This is a genomic window from Nitratidesulfovibrio liaohensis (genome assembly GCF_011682075.1).
GTDB lineage: Bacteria > Desulfobacterota > Desulfovibrionia > Desulfovibrionales > Desulfovibrionaceae > Cupidesulfovibrio > Cupidesulfovibrio liaohensis.
This window is the reverse complement of the sequence record NZ_VSMK01000562.1, coordinates 1-1348: the sequence shown is the minus strand read 5'-3', so window position 1 is coordinate 1348 and position 1348 is coordinate 1. Positions and strand designations below refer to the sequence as shown.

Genomic DNA, 1348 nt, shown 5'->3' with positions numbered 1-1348 from the left:
GCGGCGCAGGCCGCCTCCGCGCAGCCGGACATTGCCGTGGTCAAGGGCGCCCCCGCCGCCGCCACCCATGCCTGCGTGGGCATGCTGGGCGGCATGGGCCGCTTCGTGAAGGCCGGGCAGAAGGTGGTCATCAAGCCCAACATGTCCTTTGCCTCTGCCGCCAGCCTGGGCACCAACACCCACCCGGAAGTGGTGGCCGCGCTGGTGCGCATGTGCCGCGACGCGGGGGCTGCATCCGTGCTGGTGCTGGACAACCCGCTGGCCCCGGCGGAGCAATGCATCCAGCGTTCCGGCATCCGCACCGCGTGCGCAGAATTCGGAGACATCGTGCAGGCCCCCACGGCGGAACGTTTCTACCGCGAACTGGACATCGACGGCGCACAGCAGATGACCGCCAACACCTTCCTGCGCGACGCGCTGGACGCCGACGTGCTCATCGCCGCGCCCACGGCCAAGTCGCACAGTTCCACGGGGGTCTCGCTGGGTCTCAAGGGCATGATGGGCCTGATCCGCCAACGCGGGGTGATGCATTCGCGCTACGACCTCGACACCGCCATCGTGGACCTGAACACGAAGCTGCGGGCCGCGCTCACGGTCATCGACGGCACCTACGTGCTGTCCACCGGGGGCCCCGGCGGCCCCGGCAAGGTTCTGCAGGAGAACACGGTGATCGCTTCCGCCGACCCGGTGGCCGCCGACGCCTGCGCCGTGGAATCGTTCGAATGGTACGGGCGGCGCTTTGCCGCGCGGCAGGTCAGCCACATCCGGCTGGCCCACGAACGGGGCCTGGGCTCCATGGACCTCGCGTCGCGCGCCGTCACGCGGGTCAACCTGTAGGCCGGAGCCGCATGGCATGAACCGTCAACGCGCGCGGCTGGCCAGCCGCTGGCTGTGCCTTGCGGCCTTCGTGCTGCTGGCGTGGGGTGCGGGACAGGCCCTGCCCGACAGCGCAACCCTGCCCCGTGATCTGACCCGCGATCTGCCCCGCGATCTGCCCCGCGATCTGCTGGTCCGGCTGGACCCGTCCGTGGCCCTTGCCGCCAGCATCGCTGGGCGCGCCCTCATCGGCGCGGCGGTGCCGGGTCTGGTGGTGCTGGCCCTGTCCCTGCTGCTGGGCCGGGCGTTTTGCGGCTGGGTGTGCCCGTTCGGGGCCATGGTGGACGCCGGGGATGCCGTCTGGCGCCGTCTGGCAAGGGGCCGGAGGAAACGCAAATCCGCAGGGGGCGAACCCGGCAGGCACGACAGCGCGCCCCGCCCCACCGTGCCGCGTCTGCCCAAGTACGCGTTGCTGGCCGCCATGCTGGCTGCGGCGCTGGCCGGGTTGGATCTGGTGTTCTGGGCCGCGCCG

At 71.5% G+C, this 1348-nt stretch carries 2 protein-coding genes; both read left to right on the top strand.

The window, feature by feature from the left end; genetic code table 11:
- Positions 1-837 (top strand): DUF362 domain-containing protein (locus tag FVW27_RS15950; RefSeq protein WP_167127006.1); only part of this gene is annotated, 837 nt, incomplete at its 5' end.
- 16 nt (positions 838-853) lie between these two features.
- A partial coding sequence (locus tag FVW27_RS15945; RefSeq protein WP_167127003.1) for a 4Fe-4S binding protein occupies positions 854-1348 on the top strand: 495 nt, incomplete at its 3' end.